We start from the raw sequence: 17,877 nt of genomic DNA on the forward strand, positions 1-17,877 counted from the left end.
TCCATTGGCGGCTAAGATTTAGGGGATGGTCATGCCGCTCTTCGACACCGCTTCCACCACGGACGCCTCCACGGCCCTTCCCCTCGGTGTCAGTGTGCCGCGCGCGGACGTGGCCGGGACGGGGTCGGCCGGCAACGGCCACCGCCCTGCCGCGCAGGCCAACGTTGCCTGCTATGCCCCCGGCGTGCGGAACCTGGAAATTGTCTATAAGGCCCCCGGCGGTGACTGGCGCGTCCAGGCGTTGCCCAATGTGAGCCAGGGCGTCCACCACGGGTTGGTGGACGACATTCCGTACGGTTCGAAGTATGGCTTCCGCGAAGCGGCCGGCGGGCAGTCCCTGCCGGTGGCTGTGCCGGCGGGCGCCATTGACGACGACGGCGGGCAGCCGCTGCTGCTTGACCCTTACGGCCGCGCCGTGGACCAATCCGAGGGTTTTTTGACAAGCGTGCGGATGGCCGGCGACTTTGACTGGGGGACAGACGCGCGGCTTCACCTGCCATGGCGGGACACCATCATCTATGAGGCCCACGTCCGGGGGCAGAGCATGCTCCACCCCGACGTGCCCGAAGAGCTCCGTGGCACCTACGCAGGCCTGGCGCACCCGGCCATCGTGGAACACCTCAAGAGCCTGGGCATCACGTCCGTCCAGCTGCTCCCGGTGCACTTCCACCTGGATGAGCCGCACCTGCAGGACCTGGGCCTGACCAATTACTGGGGATACAACACGGCCGCTTTTTTCGCCCCGCACCCCGGCTACGCCACCAAAGCTGCGCAGGACGCCGGTCCCCAGGCTGTGCAGGACGAGTTCAAGCGGATGGTCAAGGCGCTGCACGCCGCCGGGCTCGAAGTGATCCTGGACGTGGTGTACAACCACACGGCCGAGGGCGGCGCCGACGGGCAGACCCTGAACTTCCGCGGACTGGGGGAGGACACGTACTACCGCACCGACGGGCACGGCAAGTACGTGGACACCACCGGCTGCGGCAACAGCCTGGACTTTTCCCGGCCCCAGGTGGTGCAGCTGGTCCTGGACTCGCTGCGGTACTGGGTGGACGAGTTCCACATCGACGGCTTCCGCTTTGACCTTGCCGTGACCCTGTGCCGGAACGCCGCCAACGAGTTCGATCCCCAACACCGGTTCCTGGTGGATGTTGCCGCGGATCCAGTGTTGTCCAGCGTGAAGCTCATCGCCGAACCCTGGGATGTGGGCTACGGCGGCTGGCAGACCGGGCGCTTCCCGGCCGGCTGGGTGGACTGGAACGATCACTTCCGGGACGGGGTGCGCTCTTTCTGGCTGGCTGACCGGGCCGCCCTGGAGTCCGGCGGGCACGGCGGCTCCGTGGCCAAACTCGCGGACATGCTCTCCGGTTCCGCCGGCCTCTTTGCCGCGTCCGGCCGCTCGCGCCTGGCATCGCTGAACTACATCGCCTCCCACGACGGCTTCACCATGAATGACCTCGTGTCCTACGACCGGAAGCACAACGAAGCCAACGGCGAGCAGAACCGGGACGGGCACGGGGACAACCGCAGCTACAACCACGGCTTTGAAGGCCCCACCGAGGACGGCGCCATCCTCGCCAGGCGCGCGCAGTCCCGCCGGAACCTCATGGCCTCGCTGATGATTGCCCTCGGCGTTCCCATGATCACCGCCGGTGACGAACTGGCGCGGACCCAGCAGGGCAACAACAACGCCTACTGCCAGGACAACGCCATCGCGTGGCTTGACTGGACTATGACACCGGAGTCCCACGAGATGCTCCGCAGCACCAAGCGGTACATCCGTCTGCGCAAGGAGTTCCTGGCCGCGCAGCCCAACGACTTCCCGGGCCGGGCCGAACAGTCCTACCTCTACTGGTTCGACCAGGCCGGCCAGCCCATGTCCATGGAACGCTGGAATGATCCGCAGCACCGCGTGATGCAACTCCTGCTCGGCTCCGACGACGGCACCCTGGCGGGCCTGGTGGTGGTGAACGGCAGCACCTCGGACGTGCAGATCACCCTGCCCCGGGTCGCCGCGGAGGGAGCTCCGCAACGGATGTTCGAACTGCGGCTGACCACCTCGCCGCTGCACGAGGCCCGGCAGGGGAGCAGGGTTTCCTCGGGGGAGTTGGACCTCGTCGAGGCCAATTCCATCAGCATCTACCGCACGTAGCCCCGGAGAACGCCGCCATGCGCAACCGCAACGTCCTGCCCTTGCTGCTCACCGCCGTCGTGGTCCTGGTGCTGGTGGCGTTCGGCGGCACCGGCGTCCTGAACCAGTTGATGGAGGGTGCGACGACGCCGGAGGGCACCTCCAGTGCCGCGCCTGCGCCCCCGGCCCGCACGCCTTCCCCGCCGGCACCTTCCGCGTCCACCGCGCCTGCCCGGGGCAACCCGTCGGATCTGCCCGAGGTGCGCGAATCGGGGCTTCCCGCCGAGGCCCGCAGCACGCTCGCCCTGATCCGGTCTGGCGGACCCTTCCGTTACAGCCAGGATGACCAGGTGTTCGGCAACTTCGAGCGGGTCCTCCCGCGGAAGGACCGGGGCTACTACCGCGAGTACACCGTGCCCACGCCGGGCGAGTCGGACCGGGGCGCCCGGCGCATCGTGGCCGGGGACGGCGGCGAGAAATACTACACCGATGACCACTACGGGACATTTCGATTCATAGCGGAAGGCAGCTAAGCATGAAGATCTACTCCGGCGAGACCTGGACCCTGGAAGAGCTGCAGGAGCAGGTTGCAGACGCCGGACGCCGCAGCCTGGTCATTCCGCCGGCGGACACGAGGAAGGCCGTCCTGGAAACCTTCGGCGAAGTCCTTGAATTTCCCGAACACTACGGCGTGAACCTGGATGCCCTGAACGATTCACTGCATGACTTCGCGGACAGCATCACGGACAACGGCAATCCTCCCGTCACGGTGCTCTGGCAGGTATCCGCACCGTTCCGCGTCGACCGGTCCTTCGGGATCATTTGCGAGATCCTCCAGGACGCAGAGCGCTACGCCGGCAAGGACCTGACCGTCACGGCTGTATTTCTCTAGCCGTCCTCGCCGCGTTCCTCCTGGCCGGTATAGGTTGCCAGGAGATCCAGTGCCCGGCCGGCGTTGTCTTCTTCGGCCAGGGCCTTGCGCATGCTCTTGGCCTTCTCCTTGCCGGCAGGAAATGGCGGCAGCAGGGGAACCTCGGGGTCGGTCAGGACGTCGATCACCACCGGGCGGTCTGAGGCGAACGCGCGCTCCCAGGCGTCGCCCAGAAGCTCCGGATCCTCCACCCGGATTCCGGTGAAGCCCAGCAGTTCGGCGTAGCCGGCGAACGAAAAATCGGGAAGCTCCTGGCTGTCCTGGAATCTCGGTTCGCCTTCGGACTCGCGCTGCTCCCAGGTGACTTCGGTGAGCTCCCGATTGTTGAAGACACAGACAACGAAGCGGGGATCCTGCCACTGCCGCCAGCGGTGCGCCACCGTCACCAGTTCGGCGATGCCGGCCATCTGCATGGCACCGTCCCCGGCCAGCGCCACGAGTGGCCGGTCCGGGTGGGCAAGTTTTGCGGCAATGCCGTACGGGATGGAGCAGCCCATGCTGGCCAGCGTGCCGGAAAGGTGGGCGGGAACGCCCGGCGGAAGCACCAATTGGCGCGCGTACCAGTAAACGCAGCTGCCGACGTCGACGCTCACCTGGGCGTTGGCCGGCAACCTGCCGTTCATTTCCCGCACTACCCGCTCAGGATTGACCGGCGTGGCCGGGACGGCGGCACGTTCAGCGGCGAGGGCGCGCCAGCGGAGCACTTCCTGTTCGACGTCGTCCCGCCACTGCCCGCGGGGACGGTCCTTCAGCCTGGAGCTGAGCGCCTCAAGGGCGGCGGCCGCGTCGCCGGCCAGTCCCACTTCAACCGGGTACCGGTTGCCGATCTTCCGCTCGTCGATATCGATCTGGACGGCCCTGGCGGCCCCGGGCGGGGGATAGAACTCCGTCCAGGGATCGTTGGAGCCCACGATCAGCAGTGCGTCGCAGTTGCCCAGCAGGTGCGCACTGGCCGTGGTGCCCAGATGCCCCATCGTGCCCACGACAAACGGCAGGGTCTCGTCAATGTACGGCTTGCCCAGGAGGCTGGTGGCGATGCCGGCACCGAGCTGTTCGGCCACCGCCACCACCTCAGCTGCAGCGTGCCGGGCGCCCTGGCCAACGAGGAGTGCCACCCTCTGCGCGCCGTTGAGGATGGCGGCGGCGGCGTCCAGGTCTTCCGTGCCCGGGGTTTTGGCTGAGGTGTGCCAAGTGGGCGCGGTGACCACCACTCCGTGTTTCTGTTCGAGCTTGGGCGCCGGTGCGGACTGGATGTCGTGCGGCAGGATCACCACGCACGGCGAGGAGGTGGCCTTGGCCGTGCGGAAAGCACGGTCCAGGACCATGGGCAGCTGTTCGGGGGCGCTGACCTGCTGGACGAACTGGGCCGCAACGTCCTTGAACAGGACGGTGAGCTCAATTTCCTGCATGTAGGCGGAGCCGAGCACCGTGCGGCTTTGCTGCCCCACGATGGCCACCACGGGCACGCCGTCGAGCTTGGCGTCGTACAGGCCGTTCAGCAGGTGGACGGCGCCGGGTCCCTGGGTGGACGTGACCACTCCTACCCCGCCCGTGTATTTGGCGTGGCCCACCGCCATAAAGGCCGCGGTTTCCTCGTGCCGTGCCTGCACGAACTCCACGCGGCCCTCCGCCCGGCGGAGGGCCCCCATGAACCCGTTGATTCCATCGCCGCTGTAGCCGAACACACGGTCAACGCCCCACGATTCCAGCCTGTCCACCACCAGGTCTGCCACGGTGCGGTCGTTCATCGATCCTCCTGCGTTGGGTTTGCCCTGCCTGGCAGGAGCCTTACCCATCAGACCAGGGGGCTAAGCGTTGACGATCAGTCCCAGTTCCGCTTTCGAGGCCAGTGCGTCGTGCCGAGGCAGGACCCGTACGGTGTAGCCGAAGGACCCGGAGCGGTCGATCAACAGGGAGCCGCTGAACAAATGCCGGCCGCTGCCCAGGTCTTCCTGGACCTTCAGTTCCATCACGGTGATGTCCGACAACGTGTCGCTTTCCTCGGCACGCCCGTAGGCCACTTCCACGCTCACATCCTCAGGTGTGAGGCTGTGCAGGGACACGTAGGCGTTAACCTGGAGGATGTCCCCGATCTGCGGATCCTCGGAGACTCCCACCGAGTCCACGTGCTCAACATGCACCTGCGGCCAGGCCGAGCGGACCTTCGCTATCCAGGCTGCGAGGTTGCGCGCCTGCGAGTACGAGTTAGCGCCTGCACTGCGGCCGGCCTCCGCCGCCGGGCGGTAGAGGATGTTCACGTAATCGCGCAGCATACGCTCGGCCGAAACCTTCGGCCCCAGGTGCGAGAGCGTGTGCTTGATCATTGACACCCAGTGCGTGGGCACCTTCTCCGTGGCCGACGTCGTGGACGGCCCGGCGGCCCCCGCGCTGGGGGAAACGGTGCTGCCGTAGAACCGCGGGGCCACCTGGGTCTCAAGGAGCTCGTACAGGGCGGCGGCCTCGATGTCGTCGCGTTCCTCAGGCGATGCGCCGTTATTGGCCGTGGGGATCGCCCAGCCGTTTTCGCCGTCGTACATCTCATCCCACCAGCCATCGAGCACCGACAGGTTCAGCGAACCGTTCAGCGCGGCCTTCATGCCGGAGGTTCCGCAGGCCTCAAGCGGCCGCAGCGGATTGTTCAGCCACACGTCGCAGCCCGGGAACAGGGTGCGGGCCATGGCGATGTCGTAGTTGGGCAGGAAGGCGATGCGGTGGCGGACCTCAGGGTCATCGGTGAAGCGGACCAGGTCCTGGATCATCTTCTTGCCCGCGTCGTCGGCCGGGTGGGACTTGCCGGCGATTACCAGCTGGATGGGGTGTTCCTTGTGCAGGAGCAGTGCCTTGAGCCGCTCCGGTTCGCGGAGCATCAGGGTGAGGCGCTTGTACGTGGGAACGCGGCGGGCGAACCCGATGGTCAGTACGTCCGGGTCCAGCACGTTGTCCGTCCAGCCGAGCTCGGCGTCGGCAGCGCCGCGCTTCTTCCAGGCCGCACGCAGCCGCTTGCGGACGTCCTCCACCAGGGCGGTCCGCATCTCGCGGCGCAACGTCCAGACGTCGGCGTCGCTGACGTTGTACGCCAGGTCCCAGCGGCCGTTGGCTTCCGCTTCGCTCCCGAACTGGTCCCGGGCAAGCTTGCCGATGCGGCTGTCCACCCAGGTGGGCACGTGCACGCCGTTGGTCACGGATGTGATGGGCACCTCGGAGTGGTCAAACCCCGGCCACAAGGCGGAGAACATGCCGCGGGACACTTCGCCGTGCAGCTTGGCCACGCCGTTGGCCCGCTGCGCCAGCCGCAATCCCATCACGGCCATGTTGAAGACGGACGGGTTCCCGTCGGCGTAGTTTTCACGGCCCAGTTCCAGGATCCGGTCCACGGGCACGGTCGGTGCCAGGCCCGCCTGGAAGAAGTGGTGGATCTGGGTGATCTCGAACCTGTCGATGCCGGCAGGCACCGGGGTGTGGGTGGTGAAGACGGTGGACGCGCGGCCCGCGGCCAGCGCCTCATCAAAGGTGAGGCCCTCGTCCCCGGCCATCAGTTCCTGGATGCGTTCGATGCCCAGGAATCCGGCATGGCCCTCGTTGGTGTGGAACACCTCGGGTGCCACTGTTCCGGTGAGCTTCTGGAAGGCCCGCAGCGCCTTGACCCCGCCCATGCCCAGCAACAGTTCCTGCTGCAGCCGATGGTCCCCGCCGCCGCCGTAGAGGCGGTCGGTGATGCTGCGGGCCGCTTCGTCGTTGCCCGGGACGTTGGAGTCCAGGAGCAGCAACGGGACGCGCCCGACGTCGGCACGCCAGATGTGTGCCAGGAGGCGGCGGTTGTTGGGCAGCGGGAGTGACACCTGCACCGGCCGGCCGTTGCCGTCCGGGGAAGGCTCGCGGAGCAGGGTGAGCGGCAGCCCGTCAGGATCCAGCACCGGGTAGGTTTCCTGCTGCCAGGCATCCCGGGACAGCGACTGCTTGAAGTAGCCGGCCTGGTACAACAGGCCCACGCCGATCAGGGGCACGCCCAGGTCCGAGGCCGCCTTCAGGTGGTCACCGGCCAGGATGCCGAGGCCGCCGGAGTATTGCGGAAGGACTTCGGTGATGCCGAATTCGGGGGAGAAGTAAGCAATCGAGGCCGGCGCGTCCGGGCCCAGGCCCTGGTACCAGCGCGGCTCCTCCAGGTACCGGTCAAGGTCCTCTTCGGCGGCGCGGACCCGCTCCACCACGGACTGGTCCGCGGCAAGCTGCTGGAGCTCTTCACGGCTCACCAGGCCCAGGAAACCGACGGGATCCTCGCCGCTTTCTGTCCAGAGGCGCGGGTTCAGGCCGGCGAACAGCTCCCGGGTGGGGCGGTGCCAGGACCAGCGCAAATTGCTGGCCAGCCGGGCCAGCGGGCGGATGGGCTCGGGGAGGAGCGTACGGACCGTAAATCTGCGGATTGCCTTCACCTGCGTCACACTAACTGACAAGATGCGCGGCCGGAACCAGCTTTGGGTTTCTTTTGGGTAAATGACTGTGGGCACGGAGTAAATGACACGGGCCGCAACAAAATTAGTGCGCAAGGCTTAGCAATCCTGGCCATTTCTCGCTAACGTCGAGCGTGTGACGACTAACTCAGGAACCAGTGCCGCATTAGACAATAAGCCCAAGAGCCGCATCACTGACGGCCTGCGGTTTGGACGTTTTCCCATCACCGCCGTGCAGCCGGTGGTGGACGGTGGAAGAGTCCCCGCCAAGGCCCTGCCGGGTGAGGGAATAGTGGTCGGGGCCACGGCCTTCCGCGAGGGGCATGACATGCTCGGGGTCAGTGCCGTGCTTCTCGACCCGGACGGCAACGAGCGCCAGCGGGTGAGGCTCGCACCGCCGCGCGGGGAACGCGGCATGGGGACGGACCGCTGGGAAGGCGTCCTCACGCCGTCGGACGTCGGCAACTGGTCCTTCGTCATCGAGGCCTGGCACGACCGCTACGGTACCTGGCACCACAACGCCGAGGTGAAGGTGGACGCCGGAATCGACGTGGAACTGATGCTCGCCGAGGGTGCGGCACTGCTGGGTGAAGCGGCCCACGACGACTCGCGCAGCGAGGCGGACAGGGCAACATTGCGGTGGGTCGCCGAGCGGCTGGCGGACGGGTCCCTGAGCGCGGAAGAGCGTCTGGCTGCCGGGTTCAGTCACGGCGTGGCGGAAATCGTGGAGCGAGAGCCCATTCGCGAACTGGTGACAGTCTCCGAGCGGTTCCCGCTGCTGGTGGAGAGGGACCTCGCGGGCCGGGGTGCCTGGTACGAATTCTTCCCCCGTTCGGAGGGCGCCGTCCGCAACCACGAGACGGGAGCCTGGACTTCCGGGAACTTCCGCACCGCAGCCAAACGCCTCGACGCCGTGGCCGCCATGGGCTTCGACGTGCTGTACATGCCGCCTATCCACCCCATCGGCATCCAGCACCGCAAGGGGCCCAACAACACGCTGGTGGCCGGCCCCAACGATCCCGGGTCGCCATGGGCCATCGGTGCCAAGGAAGGTGGCCACGATGCCATCCACCCGGACCTTGGCACATTCGAGGACTTTGACGCTTTCGTGGCGCGGGCCAATGAACTGGGCTTGGAAGTGGCCCTGGACCTGGCATTGCAGGCCGCCCCGGACCACCCCTGGGTGCAGTCACATCCGGAGTGGTTCACCACCCGCGTTGATGGCAGCATCGCCTATGCGGAAAATCCGCCTAAGAAGTACCAGGACATTTACCCGCTGAATTTCGATAATGATCCGGAAGGGCTCTCAAACGAAATTCTCCGCATTGTCCTGCTGTGGGTCAGCCACGGCGTAAGAATATTCCGCGTCGATAACCCGCACACCAAACCCGTGTGGTTCTGGGAATGGCTGATTGCGCAGGTAAATAAGGAAGCTCCGGGCGTGGTGTTCCTCGCTGAGGCTTTCACCCGCCCCGCCATGATGCACGCGCTGGGCCGTGCCGGCTTCCAGCAGTCCTACACCTACTTCACGTGGCGCAATACCAAGAAGGAAATCGAGGACTACTTCACCGAGGTCAGCCACGAATCGCCGGCCTTCTTCCGGCCCAACTTCTTTGTGAACACGCCGGACATCCTCACCGAATACCTTCAGTTCGGCGGCCCTGCGGCCTTCAAGATCAGGGCGGCACTGGCGTCCACTGCCAGCCCGTTGTGGGGGGTCTACGCCGGTTACGAACTGTACGAGCACGTTGCGCGGCCGGGAGCCGAGGAGTACATCGACAACGAGAAGTTCGAGTACAAAGCACGTGACTGGGATGCTGCGGCCCAGTCCGGAAGGACCCTGGCGCCATACATCACCAGGCTGAACGAGATCCGGCATCAGCATCCGGCGCTGCAGGACCTGCAGAACCTGACCGTGCACTCCAGCACCGACGATTCCACCGTGGTGTACTCAAAGCACAAGACGCTGCCTGACGGTTCCAAGGACACCATCATTGTGGTGGTGAACGTGGATCCGCACGTCACCAAGGAGAGCAGCGTCTGGCTGGACCTCGCGGCCCTGGAACTGGATCCGGACGACCTCACGGCGAACAACGGCTTCCATGTGGACGACCTCATCTCCGGCGAAAGCTGGGAATGGGGCGAGTTCAACTACGTCCGTCTCGACCCGCATATTGAGCCCGCACACATCCTGAGTGTGAGGAGAGCGCATCAGTGAGTTTTAATCCGCAAAGTTCGGGCCAGCATTTCACGCCGAAGAGCACCTTCGAACTGAATGCCCCGGGCCTGCAGCACGATCCTCTGTGGTACCGGAAGGCCGTTTTCTACGAGGTCCTCGTCAGAGCTTTTGCGGATGCCAACGGTGACGGCTCGGGAGATTTCTCGGGCCTCATCGACAGGCTTGACTACCTGCAGTGGCTGGGCGTGGACTGCCTCTGGCTCCCCCCGTTCTTCCAGTCCCCGCTGCGCGATGGCGGCTACGACATCTCCGACTACAACTCGGTGCTGGACGAGTTCGGCACCATCACCGACTTCAAGCGGCTGGTGGCCGAAGCGCACGCCAGGGGAGTGCGGGTCATCATCGACCTGCCCCTGAACCACACCTCCGACCAGCACCCCTGGTTCCAGGAATCACGGAAGGATCCGGACGGCCCGTACGGCGACTTCTACGTGTGGAGCGACACGGACGAGAAGTACCAGGACGCCCGGATCATCTTCGTGGACACCGAGGAATCGAACTGGACCTTCGACCCCATCCGCCGCCAGTTTTTCTGGCACCGGTTTTTCAGCCACCAGCCGGACCTGAACTTCGAGAACCCCAAGGTCATCGAGGCGCTGTTTGACGTGGTGCGGTTCTGGCTGGACCAGGGCATCGACGGGTTCCGTGCCGATGCCATCCCGTACCTCTACGAGGAGGAGGGCACCAACTGCGAGAACCTGCCCGCCACCCACGAGTTCCTCCGCAGGCTCCGGTCCATGGTGGACGAGAGCTACCCCGGCCGCGTCATCATTGCCGAGGCCAACCAGCCGCCCAACGAGGTGGTGGAGTACTTCGGGACGGAAGAGGACCCCGAATGCCACATGGCCTTCCACTTCCCCATCATGCCCCGCCTGTACTATGCGCTCCGGGACCAGAAGGCCGCTCCCATCATCGAGACGATGAAGGACACCCCGAACATTCCTGAAGGCGCCCAGTGGGGGACGTTCCTGCGGAACCATGACGAGCTGACCCTGGAGATGGTTACCGCGGACGAACGGGCCGCCATGCTCGGCTGGTACGCGCCGGACCCCCGGATGCGTGCCAACATCGGCATCCGGCGCCGGCTGGCGCCGCTGCTGGACAACTCCCGCGCCGAGATCGAACTGATCAACGCCCTGCTGCTCTCGCTGCCGGGCAGCCCGTTCCTGTATTACGGGGACGAAATCGGCATGGGTGACAACATCTGGCTCGAGGACCGGGACGCCGTCCGCACCCCGATGCAGTGGAACCCGGACCGCAACGCAGGGTTCTCCCACGCGGACCCGGGCAAGCTGTACCTGCCGGTGATCCAGTCCCTGGTCTATAACTACAACATGGCCAACGTCGAGGCCGAAGCCGCGCATTCGGGTTCCCTGCTCCGGTGGACCCGGCAGATCCTTAGCGTCCGCAAGAACCACCCCGCGTTTGGCCTGGGTTCCTTCAAGCACGTCGAAGCCGACCACGACGCGGTGCTGGCGTACCTCCGGGAACTGCCCGCCGGCAACTCCGCGGGGGTGGACGGCGAAAGCGTCCTGTGCGCTTTCAACCTCTCGCAGCATCCAGTGGCCGCCAGGCTGCGCATTCCGGATTACGCCGGGCGCGGCCTTCGGGACGTGTTCGGCGGCCAGCCATTTCCTGGCATCAACGAGGACGGAACGCTGACGCTGACCCTGGGCAGCCATGATTTCTTCTGGCTGCGCGTCCGGTCCGCGGCGTCCAATCCTTCGTCTCCCTATACCCAGGCTATGCCGATCCTCTCGATTGAGAACTGACATGAACCAGCCCATCCTTACTCCCGCCCTGACCGCACTGCTTCAGGAATGGCTTCCCAGGCAGCGGTGGTTCCCTGTCAAGACACCCGGCTTCGAGGTGGCCCAGGCCGGCAGCCTCGGGCTCGAGGATCCTTCCGGCCACGCGGCGCTCGCGGTGTTCCTCCTGAAGGTCACCACCAAGGGGGCCGACGGCGGCCGCCGCACCGAAGTGGTGCAGGTTCCCTTGAGTTTCCGGCCGGCACCGGCAGCCGGCATGGAGCGGGCGCTGATCGGCGAGGCGGCAGGTATGGATCCCTCCAGGCCCTGGGTCTACGACGCCGTGCACGATCCCGACTTCGTGGGCGCCTGGCTCGAGCTGATGCGTCACGGGCAGAAGGCTCCCAGCGGAACGGCCGCGGGGTTCCGGACGCCGGGAGTCCACCGGCTTCCCACCGCCCGGGGCGTGGTGAAGGTGCTGTCGGGTGAGCAGTCCAACAGTTCGGTGATCGTTGATGACGGCGAATCGGCCGCCATCGTGAAATTCTTCCGTGTCCTCTCCGAAGGAACCAATCCCGAAGTTGAGGTCGGTGCCGCCCTTACCTCGGCCGGTACCTCTGAAGTTCCCGCGACCCTCGGCTGGGTGCGCGGCGAGTGGCTGGCGCAAGGCCTTCCTTCCCGGGCGGGCACTGCCACGGGTTCCCGGCACGCCGAGGGGGAGCTGGCTGTAGCCCATGAATTCCTTGCCGGCGGGCTTGATGCCTGGCGCCTGGCCGTTGACGCGGCGCGGTCCGGAACGGACTTTACGGCGGAGGCGCGCGCCCTTGGCGCCGCCACGGCGACGGTCCACCGCCGGCTTGCCGAAGCCCTGGGACAGTCCAGCGAGGCTGAGCCGGGCAAGGGGATTGGGACCGGAGTAGCCCAGCGGGTCCGGCAGGCCTGGGCGGAAGCCGCTTCCGCCGTCGGACCTTACGACGAGGCCCTGGACCGCCTGCTGGACGGGCTCGACGGCGTCGCGGCCGGTCCGCTGCAGCGGATCCACGGAGACCTCCACCTGGGCCAGATCCTGCAGGTTCCGGGGCAGGCCGGGACCGGGCCCCGGTGGGCCATCCTCGACTTCGAGGGCGAGCCCCTGCGACCGATCGCAGAACGGAACGTTCCCGACGTTCCCCTCCGCGATGTGGTGGGGATGCTGCGCTCCTTCGACTACGCCGCAGGGGCCGCGCACCGCGAGCAGGAGGGCGCGCAGGTGCCCGCCTCCTGGGTGGATGACTGCGCCGACGCGTTCCTTGCGGGGTATGCGGAAGTCACGCCCGGTACCGTGGCCAAGGACTCGCCACTCTTTGTGGCATTGTGGCTGGACAAGGCACTGTACGAAGTAGTTTATGAAATGCGTAACAGGCCCGACTGGCTGGCGATCCCCGTGAACGCCGCCAGGCGGCTCCTTAGCGGTAACGGCACCGGCGACCAGGCCGGAGCAGCATCGGAAGGTAAGGAAATGACAGGCTCAGCACGAACCGACCGTCCGGGGGTGCCGCTGCAAGTGGACGCGGATACCCTGGGCAAGATCGCGAACGGCGAACACCACGCCCCCCATTCTGTCCTGGGCGCACACCTGGATAACTACGGCCACGTCACCATCCGTACCGTGAAGCACATGGCGGAGTCCGTCACGGTGATCACCGCTGCGGGCGAGGTTCCCATGGAACACGAGGCCCACGGCGTGTGGGTGGCCGTCATGGAGCCGCTGCAGCACGGCCACGTTCCGGATTACCGGCTGGCCGTCACCTACCCGGGCGCCGAACCCGTCACCGTGGACGAGCCCTACCGCTACCTGCCCACGGTGGGTGAAGTGGATCTGCACCTCATCGGTGAAGGCCGGCACGAGAAACTCTGGGAGGTCCTCGGTGCCCACGTCCAGCACTACAAGTCCTCCCTCGGCGACGTGGATGGTGTGTCCTTCGCCGTGTGGGCACCCAACGCGCAGGCAGTACGGGTCAAGGGCGATTTCAACGCCTGGGACGGGCGGGAGAATTCGATGCGTTCCCTGGGTTCGTCCGGGGTCTGGGAAATCTTTATTCCCGGCGTGACCGCCGGGGCGTGCTACAAATTCGAGATCCGCACGCGGAGCGGTTACTGGGTGGAGAAGGCCGACCCTCTGGCGTTCGGAACCGAGGTCCCGCCGCTGACCGCCTCCCGTGTTGTGGAGCCGTCGTACGCGTTCAAGGACGACAAGTGGATGGAGGCCCGCTCTAAGCGGGATCCGCACAACTCGCCCATGAGCGTCTACGAAGTGCACCTCGGTTCCTGGAAGCTGGGCCTCGGCTACCGGGAACTTGCCAAGGAACTGGTGGACTACGTCAAGTGGATGGGGTTCACCCACGTGGAGTTCATGCCGGTGGCCGAGCACCCGTTCGGCGGTTCATGGGGTTACCAGGTCACCTCATACTTCGCCCCCACGTCCCGGTTCGGCCACCCGGACGAATTCCGGTACCTCGTGGACGCACTCCACCAGGCCGGCATCGGCGTCCTGCTGGACTGGGTTCCCGCCCACTTCCCTAAGGACGCCTGGGCCCTGGCACAGTTCGACGGGGAACCCCTCTACGAGCACTCCGACCCGGCCTTGGGCGAACACCCCGACTGGGGCACGCTGATCTTCGACTTCGGCCGGACGGAGGTCCGCAACTTCCTGGTGGCCAACGCGTTGTACTGGCTTGACGAGTTCCACATCGACGGCCTGCGTGTGGACGCCGTGGCCTCGATGCTCTACCTGGACTACTCACGGGAAGAGGGACAGTGGCGGCCCAACCGCTTCGGCGGCAGGGAGAACCTGGAAGCAATCTCCTTCCTGCAGGAAGTCAACGCCACGGTGTACAAGACCCACCCCGGCGCGGTGATGATTGCCGAGGAATCAACCGCTTTCCCCGGCGTTACCGCACCGACGAGCCACGGCGGCCTGGGCTTCGGCCTGAAGTGGAACATGGGCTGGATGCACGACTCCCTCAAGTACGCCTCCGAGGACCCGGTGAACCGCAAGTGGCACCACGGCACCATTACGTTCTCCATGGTCTATGCCTTCACCGAGAACTTCCTGCTGCCCATCAGCCACGATGAGGTAGTCCACGGCAAGGGATCCATGCTCCGCAAGATGCCCGGCGACCGCTGGCAGCAGCTGGCTAACCTGCGTGCTTTCCTGGCATATCAGTGGGCACACCCGGGCAAGCAGCTCATCTTCATGGGCACGGAATTCGGCCAGGAAGCGGAGTGGTCCGAACTGCACGGCCTCGACTGGTATCTCGCGGATATCCCGGCGCACCAGGGTGTGCAGCTGCTGACGAAGGCCCTCAACGAGGTTTACGCGTCCACCCCTGCCCTCTACACCCGCGACAATGAACCGGGCGGCTTCCAGTGGATCAACGGGGGAGACGCGGACCGCAACGTCCTGTCCTTCATCCGATGGGACAAGGAAGGCAACCCGCTGGTGTGCGCCATCAACTTCTCGGGCGCACCGCACGCCGGCTACACGCTGGGTGTGCCGGAAGCAGGGGCCTGGATTGAGGTGCTCAACACCGACGACACCACGTACGGCGGATCCGGCGTGCTCAACAGTGGAGAACTGAAGGCGACCGGGGAGGGGCAGGACGGCCAGCCGGCCACGTTGAGCGTCACCCTGCCACCGCTGGGTGCCGCCTACTTCAAGCCGGCTGCCGGCTGACCTCTGTTGTTTCAGTACCGCGAAAGCCCGGGATCCTTGTGATTCCGGGCTTTTTCGTGGCACTGCGCGGCTGCGTGGAACCCCGGTTGGCCATCTCGCCGCAGTGGTGGTAGAGTTTATTTCCGCGCTGGTCCACGGAGTCAGCCGGAAAAACCGACAATCAAGCCTCACGGTGATGATGGTCGCGGACGCCGGTTTGACAAGCGGAAAGCCAGCGGGTAAGTTTGAAAAGTTGCTCCGGAGCGATCCATGACGGGTTTTGTGTTGTGGTGGTGCTGGGTGTGTCTGTTGTTTGAGAACTCAATAGTGTGCCAAGTTTGTTGATACCGATTGTTTTATTGATTGGTTGAATTGACTGGATTGCCTACCCCTGTGGGTGGTCTGGTTTTTACAGCTGGTTTCAAATTTTGCTGTCTGGTTGCTGCGTTTTCCCGTGGCGGCTNTGTGTCTGTTGTTTGAGAACTCAATAGTGTGCCAAGTTTGTTGATACCGATTGTTTTATTGATTGGTTGAATTGACTGGATTGCCTACCCCTGTGGGTGGTCTGGTTTTTACAGCTGGTTTCAAATTTTGCTGTCTGGTTGCTGCGTTTTCCCGTGGCGGCTTGGTGGTGTTCGTTTTTGTTTTACTTCAACGGAGAGTTTGATCCTGGCTCAGGATGAACGCTGGCGGCGTGCTTAACACATGCAAGTCGAACGATGATCCGGTGCTTGCACCGGGGATTAGTGGCGAACGGGTGAGTAACACGTGAGTAACCTGCCCTTAACTCTGGGATAAGCCTGGGAAACTGGGTCTAATACCGGATATGACCTTCCATCGCATGGTGGTTGGTGGAAAGCTTTTTGTGGTTTTGGATGGACTCGCGGCCTATCAGCTTGTTGGTGAGGTAATGGCTTACCAAGGCGACGACGGGTAGCCGGCCTGAGAGGGTGACCGGCCACACTGGGACTGAGACACGGCCCAGACTCCTACGGGAGGCAGCAGTGGGGAATATTGCACAATGGGCGCAAGCCTGATGCAGCGACGCCGCGTGAGGGATGACGGCCTTCGGGTTGTAAACCTCTTTCAGTAGGGAAGAAGCGAAAGTGACGGTACCTGCAGAAGAAGCGCCGGCTAACTACGTGCCAGCAGCCGCGGTAATACGTAGGGCGCAAGCGTTATCCGGAATTATTGGGCGTAAAGAGCTCGTAGGCGGTTTGTCGCGTCTGCCGTGAAAGTCCGGGGCTCAACTCCGGATCTGCGGTGGGTACGGGCAGACTAGAGTGATGTAGGGGAGACTGGAATTCCTGGTGTAGCGGTGAAATGCGCAGATATCAGGAGGAACACCGATGGCGAAGGCAGGTCTCTGGGCATTAACTGACGCTGAGGAGCGAAAGCATGGGGAGCGAACAGGATTAGATACCCTGGTAGTCCATGCCGTAAACGTTGGGCACTAGGTGTGGGGGACATTCCACGTTTTCCGCGCCGTAGCTAACGCATTAAGTGCCCCGCCTGGGGAGTACGGCCGCAAGGCTAAAACTCAAAGGAATTGACGGGGGCCCGCACAAGCGGCGGAGCATGCGGATTAATTCGATGCAACGCGAAGAACCTTACCAAGGCTTGACATGAACCGGAAATGCCTGGAAACAGGTGCCCCACTTTGTGGTCGGTTTACAGGTGGTGCATGGTTGTCGTCAGCTCGTGTCGTGAGATGTTGGGTTAAGTCCCGCAACGAGCGCAACCCTCGTTCTATGTTGCCAGCACGTGATGGTGGGGACTCATAGGAGACTGCCGGGGTCAACTCGGAGGAAGGTGGGGACGACGTCAAATCATCATGCCCCTTATGTCTTGGGCTTCACGCATGCTACAATGGCCGGTACAAAGGGTTGCGATACTGTGAGGTGGAGCTAATCCCAAAAAGCCGGTCTCAGTTCGGATTGGGGTCTGCAACTCGACCCCATGAAGTCGGAGTCGCTAGTAATCGCAGATCAGCAACGCTGCGGTGAATACGTTCCCGGGCCTTGTACACACCGCCCGTCAAGTCACGAAAGTTGGTAACACCCGAAGCCGGTGGCCTAACCCCTTGTGGGAGGGAGCTGTCGAAGGTGGGACTGGCGATTGGGACTAAGTCGTAACAAGGTAGCCGTACCGGAAGGTGCGGCTGGATCACCTCCTTTCTAAGGAGCACCTACAGGCTCGTTGCCGCGTGTATGCGTTGGTGGGGTTTGTCAGGAGTATATGCCCGTTGCGCAGACGTTTGTTCTGCGGCGGGTGCTCATGGGTGGAATATCAATGAATAGCTGCTGCTTGGGTTCTGGTCTTGTCTAGTACGGATGTCTGCTTTCGGGTGGGTGTCGTGGAACGGTGGGGTTGGGGTTTGGGTGGTTTAGTGTTTGGCACACTGTTGGGTCCTGAAGCAACAGGACCGGTGCGGGTGCGGCCTTTGTGGGTTGTGTCTGGTTCCGGGACTTGTGTTTCTGGTTTTCCTGGCTTCGCCGATCGCGTGTCCTTTTGGGTGTGTGGGGTGTGGGGTTTGGGGTTGTTGTTTGAGAACTACATAGTGGACGCGAGCATCTTTTATAAGAAGCAATTTCCAAGAATATGAACCTGGATCTGGCTGCGTTTGATGATGGCTGGCCCTTTGGGGTTGGTGGTTGTTGGGTGTGGTTGGTTTTCATGGTTCTCT

The 17,877-nt window shown here is 64.3% G+C and carries 8 protein-coding genes and 1 rRNA gene; 7 read left to right on the forward strand and 2 right to left on the reverse strand.

Annotation, left to right across the window (positions count from 1 at the left end):
• Nucleotides 1–25 precede the first annotated feature (25 nt).
• Genes glgX through BACI348_RS04635 form a run of 3 tightly spaced genes read left to right on the forward strand, consistent with a single transcriptional unit; the run spans nt 26 to nt 3,023 of the window.
• Entirely contained in the window at nt 26–2,152 is a 2,127-nt protein-coding gene (gene glgX / locus BACI348_RS04625) for a glycogen debranching protein GlgX (protein WP_159824162.1), read from the forward strand.
• Nucleotides 2,153–2,169: 17 nt separating this feature from the next.
• Nucleotides 2,170–2,664: a guanyl-specific ribonuclease gene (locus tag BACI348_RS04630; RefSeq protein WP_159824163.1), complete on the forward strand. Its 495-nt coding sequence runs from the start codon at nt 2,170–2,172 to the stop codon at nt 2,662–2,664.
• Between the two features lie 2 nt (nt 2,665–2,666).
• Entirely contained in the window at nt 2,667–3,023 is a 357-nt protein-coding gene (locus tag BACI348_RS04635; protein WP_159824164.1) for a barstar family protein, read from the forward strand.
• Here the strand turns inward: BACI348_RS04635 and BACI348_RS04640 are convergent.
• Both BACI348_RS04640 and glgP read right to left on the reverse strand, forming a co-directional pair.
• Nucleotides 3,020–4,810, reverse strand: coding sequence for a thiamine pyrophosphate-requiring protein (locus BACI348_RS04640; RefSeq protein WP_159824165.1), 1,791 nt, complete (start codon nt 4,808–4,810; stop codon nt 3,020–3,022). The two genes, BACI348_RS04635 and BACI348_RS04640, sit on opposite strands and share 4 nt — an antisense overlap.
• A 60-nt stretch (nt 4,811–4,870) precedes the next feature.
• Entirely contained in the window at nt 4,871–7,492 is a 2,622-nt protein-coding gene (gene glgP / locus BACI348_RS04645) for an alpha-glucan family phosphorylase (RefSeq protein WP_201298374.1), read from the reverse strand.
• Between the two features lie 154 nt (nt 7,493–7,646).
• Here glgP and BACI348_RS04650 point away from each other — a divergent pair, with 154 nt between their 5' ends.
• The 4 genes from BACI348_RS04650 to BACI348_RS04665 all read left to right on the forward strand — a co-directional run bounded on the left by BACI348_RS04650 (nt 7,647) and on the right by BACI348_RS04665 (nt 17,368).
• Nucleotides 7,647–9,728 carry an alpha-1,4-glucan--maltose-1-phosphate maltosyltransferase gene (locus BACI348_RS04650; RefSeq protein WP_159824167.1) on the forward strand — a complete coding sequence of 694 codons (2,082 nt, stop codon included), beginning with the start codon at nt 7,647–7,649 and terminating at the stop codon, nt 9,726–9,728.
• Nucleotides 9,725–11,521 carry a maltose alpha-D-glucosyltransferase gene (treS, locus tag BACI348_RS04655; protein ID WP_159824168.1) on the forward strand — a complete coding sequence of 599 codons (1,797 nt, stop codon included), beginning with the start codon at nt 9,725–9,727 and terminating at the stop codon, nt 11,519–11,521. The genes BACI348_RS04650 and treS overlap by 4 nt, the downstream gene beginning before the upstream one ends.
• A gap of 1 nt (nt 11,522) precedes the next feature.
• On the forward strand, nt 11,523–15,212 hold the full coding sequence (locus tag BACI348_RS04660) for a 1,4-alpha-glucan branching enzyme (protein ID WP_159824169.1): 3,690 nt from the start codon (nt 11,523–11,525) through the stop codon (nt 15,210–15,212).
• A 630-nt stretch (nt 15,213–15,842) separates the two neighbouring features.
• Nucleotides 15,843–17,368 (forward strand): 16S ribosomal RNA (locus BACI348_RS04665).
• The last annotated feature ends 509 nt before the right edge of the window (nt 17,369–17,877 follow it).

The organism is Arthrobacter sp. 9AX (assembly GCF_902506095.1).
GTDB lineage: Bacteria > Actinomycetota > Actinomycetes > Actinomycetales > Micrococcaceae > Arthrobacter.

What these genes read in the sequence shown, in the direction of transcription:
- BACI348_RS04635 (WP_159824164.1), top strand. Translation starts at nt 2,667, where the DNA reads ATGAAGATCTACTCCGGCGAGACCTGGACCCTGGAAGAGCTGCAGGAG.
- glgX (WP_159824162.1), top strand. Translation starts at nt 26, where the DNA reads ATGGTCATGCCGCTCTTCGACACCGCTTCCACCACGGACGCCTCCACG.
- BACI348_RS04630 (WP_159824163.1), top strand. Translation starts at nt 2,170, where the DNA reads ATGCGCAACCGCAACGTCCTGCCCTTGCTGCTCACCGCCGTCGTGGTC.
- BACI348_RS04660 (WP_159824169.1), top strand. Translation starts at nt 11,523, where the DNA reads ATGAACCAGCCCATCCTTACTCCCGCCCTGACCGCACTGCTTCAGGAA.
- BACI348_RS04640 (WP_159824165.1), bottom strand. Translation starts at nt 4,810, where the DNA reads ATGAACGACCGCACCGTGGCAGACCTGGTGGTGGACAGGCTGGAATCG.